General features: G+C 73.5%; 3 protein-coding genes. 2 read left to right on the forward strand and 1 reads right to left on the reverse strand.

All coding sequences use genetic code 11. The annotated features are described in order from the left end of the window. Window positions 1-146: 146 nt before the first annotated feature. A complete protein-coding gene (locus tag AC2W7G_RS12405) occupies window positions 147-437 on the reverse strand; it encodes an FmdB family zinc ribbon protein (RefSeq protein ID WP_485868710.1) in 291 nt (96 codons plus the stop codon). 86 nt (window positions 438-523) lie between these two features. On the opposite strand from AC2W7G_RS12405, the gene AC2W7G_RS12410 reads away from it, so the two are divergent. Beyond that, the gene (locus AC2W7G_RS12410; RefSeq protein ID WP_485868711.1) at window positions 524-1885 is read left to right on the forward strand and encodes a hemolysin family protein; all 1362 of its coding nucleotides are present in this window, start codon (window positions 524-526) and stop codon (window positions 1883-1885) included. Then, a complete protein-coding gene (locus AC2W7G_RS12415; RefSeq protein WP_485868712.1) occupies window positions 1882-2931 on the forward strand; it encodes a hemolysin family protein in 1050 nt (349 codons plus the stop codon). Before AC2W7G_RS12410 ends, AC2W7G_RS12415 begins: the two co-directional genes overlap by 4 nt. Window positions 2932-3217: the final 286 nt, after the last annotated feature.

The raw sequence follows: 3217 nt of genomic DNA on the forward strand, positions 1-3217 counted from the left end.
CAGCTGGGCGAGCGCCAGCCAGACGGCGAGCGCGACGCAGACGGCCGAGAGGACCCGGCGGTGACGCAGGACGAGACGGGAGACGCGGCGCATGCCGCGACGCTACGAGCGTCCCGCCGCCGGGCGCCCCGCGTCGTCCACAGGGGTCAGGCGGCCGAGCCGCCCGAGGAGGACGTGCCGGTGCTCGACGAGGTCGACGCGCTGCTGCTCGAGGAGCCGGAGTCCGAGGAGGACGACGTCGTGGAGCCCGAGCCGGACGTCGAGCGGCTGTCGGTCTTGTAGAAGCCCGATCCCTTGAACACGACGCCGACGGCGTTGAAGACCTTGCGCAGGCGGCCCTGGCACTGCGGGCACTCGGTCAGCGACGGGTCGCTGAAGCTCTGCTGGACCTCGAGGGCCTCGCCGCACTCGGTGCACTGGTACTGGTACGTGGGCACGGACGTCTCCTGTGGGAACGACGGGGGTTGCGGCCGCCAGGATACTCTGGCGGTTCACGGCCCCGACCTCCAGGAGACCCGCGCACGTGACCGAGTGGCTTCTGCTTGCCCTCGCCTTCCTGCTCACCCTCGCCTGCGGAGTGTTCGTCGCCGCCGAGTTCTCGTTCGTCACCGTCGACCGCGCCAGCGTCGAGCGCGCCGCCGACGACGGCGACCGCGGCGCCAAGGGCACCCTCGCCGCCCTGCGCACGCTCTCGACCCAGCTCAGCGGCGCCCAGCTCGGCATCACGATCACCAACCTGGCCATCGGCTACCTCGCCGAGCCGGCGATCGGCCAGCTCGTCCGCGGCCCGCTCGGCGACCTGGGTCTGAAGGGCGGCGGGCTCAGCGCGGTCTCGTACGCCATCGCGCTGGGGCTCAGCACGTTCGTCACCATGCTGGTCGGCGAGCTCATCCCCAAGAACCTGGCGCTGGCCATCCCGATGCGGACGGCGTCCGCCACGCAGGGCCTGCAGCGCGCGTTCACCAAGGCGATGGCCTGGCCGATCCGCGGGCTCAACGGCGTCGCCAACGCCACGCTGCGCCGCATGGGCGTCGAGCCGCAGGAGGAGCTGCGCTCGGCCCGCTCGCCGCTGGAGCTGCGCTCGCTGGTGCTCCGCTCGGCCGAGGACGGCTCGCTGGAGAACCCGACCGCCGAGCTCGTGGCCCGCAGCATCGCGTTCGGCGACCGCACCGCCGCCGACGTGCGCACCCCGCGCGTGCGGGTCCACTTCCTGGAGGACCGCGACACCGCCGCCGACCTGGTCGACGCCGCCCGCCAGACCGGGCACTCGCGCTTCCCGGTCATCGGGCGCACGCCCGACGACGTCCTGGGCGTCGTCCACGTCAAGAACGCCTTCCGCATCGACGCCGACCGCCGGCGCAGCGTCCGGCTGGCCGACCTCGCCGAGCCCGCCACCCGCGTGCCCGACAGCATCGAGCTCGACCCGCTGCTGAGCGTCCTGCGCGAGTCCGGCATGCAGATGGCCGTCGTCGTCGACGAGTACGGCGGCAACGACGGCGTCGTGACGCTCGAGGACCTGGTCGAGGAGATCGTCGGGGACATCGCCGACGAGCACGACCGCATGGTCGCCCAGAGCCGGCACCGTCGCGACGGCACGTGGACGGTCTCGGGCATGCTGCGCCCCGACGAGGTGCGCGAGCAGACCGGCCTGGCCGTCCCCGAGAGCGACGAGTACGACACCGTCGCCGGCTACGTCACGCAGCAGCTCGGCCGGCTGGCCGAGCGCGGCGACGTCGTCGAGGTGGAGCTCGACGCCGGTGCCGAGGACGGCACCACGCACCGCGCCGCCGTCACCGTCACCGTCGACCGCATGGAGGGCCGCCGCATCGACCGGCTGTCGCTGACCACCCGCTTCCTGGACGACGCCGAGGGGGAGGAGCGATGAGCCCCGTGTTCAGCCTCTCGCTGACCCTCGTGCTGCTGGCGCTCAACGCGGTCTTCGTGGCCTCGGAGTTCGCGCTCATCTCGGCCCGCCGCGACAAGCTCGAGCCGCGTGCGGCCGCCGGCTCGCGTCCGGCCGCGCTCGCGCTCAAGGCGGTCGAGAACGTCACGTCGGCCATGGCCGCGGCCCAGCTCGGCATCACCATCTGCTCGATCGGTCTCGGCGCCGTGAGCGAGCCGGCCATCGCGCACCTCATCGAGCCCGGCTTCGAGGCCGTCGGCGTCCCGCACGCGGTGGTGCACCCGGTCGCCTTCGCGATCGCGCTGAGCCTGGTCGTCTTCCTGCACGTCGTCTACGGCGAGATGGTGCCCAAGAACCTCGCGCTCGTCGGCCCGGAGCGGGCGGCGCTCGTGCTGGGCCCGGTCATGCTGTTCTTCGTCGCGGTGCTGCGTCCGTTCGTGTGGCTCCTCAACGGGCTGGCCAACGGCTTCGTCCGCCTGGTCGGCGTCGAGCCGCGTGACGAGGTCGCGTCCACGTACAGCCACGACGAGGTGGCCGGCCTGGTGGAGGAGTCGCGCCGCGAGGGCCTGCTCGACGAGGACGAGTACGGGCTCGTCTCCGGCGCGCTCGACTTCACCGCCGGCCGCGTCGAGCAGGTGCTGCTGCCGCGCGACACGCTCGTCACGGTGCCGCCGAGCGCGACCCCCGGCGACGTCGAGGACGCCTGCGGCCGCACCGGGTTCTCGCGCTTCCCGGTCGCCGACGCCGACGGCGACCTGGTCGGCTACCTGCACATCAAGGACGTGCTGGAGGCCGCCGACACGGCCCGCGACCTGCCCGTCGCCGAGAAGTGGGTGCGTCCGCTGGCCACCGTCGCCGCCGGCTCGGGCCTGTACGAGTCGCTGCGCACGATGCAGGCGCGCGGCTCGCACATGGCGCGCGTCGCCTCGCCCGAGGGTGCGGTCATGGGCGTCGTCATGCTCGAGGACGTCCTGGAGGAGCTGGTCGGCGAGATCCGCGACTCCGCCCGCGAGCGCCCCGCCCGCTGACGCCCTCACCTCCCGCCCGCGCTGCCGCGATGTGGACGCGAAAGCACCACCTCCGGCCCGGACGTGGTGCTCTCGCGTCCACATCTCGGGGGAGCGGGGCTCGGGTGAGGGCGCGGGGAGTCAGGTGAGGACGTGGTGGACGCCGGCGGGCGTCGCGACGAGCTGCACCCGGACGTCGTGCGGCTCGGCGGGCACCTCGTCCAGCAGCTCGTCGGCGAAACACGAGCGCGCACAGCGGCACGTCCACCGCGGCCAGCGCCCGGTCGTAGTACCCGGCGCCGCGGCC

It is taken from the genome of Aeromicrobium sp. PFPM2_SD2 (assembly GCF_057364525.1).

Coding starts and splice junctions, on each gene's coding strand:
- AC2W7G_RS12415 (WP_485868712.1), top strand. CDS start 1,882: ATGAGCCCCGTGTTCAGCCTCTCGCTGACCCTCGTGCTGCTGGCGCTC.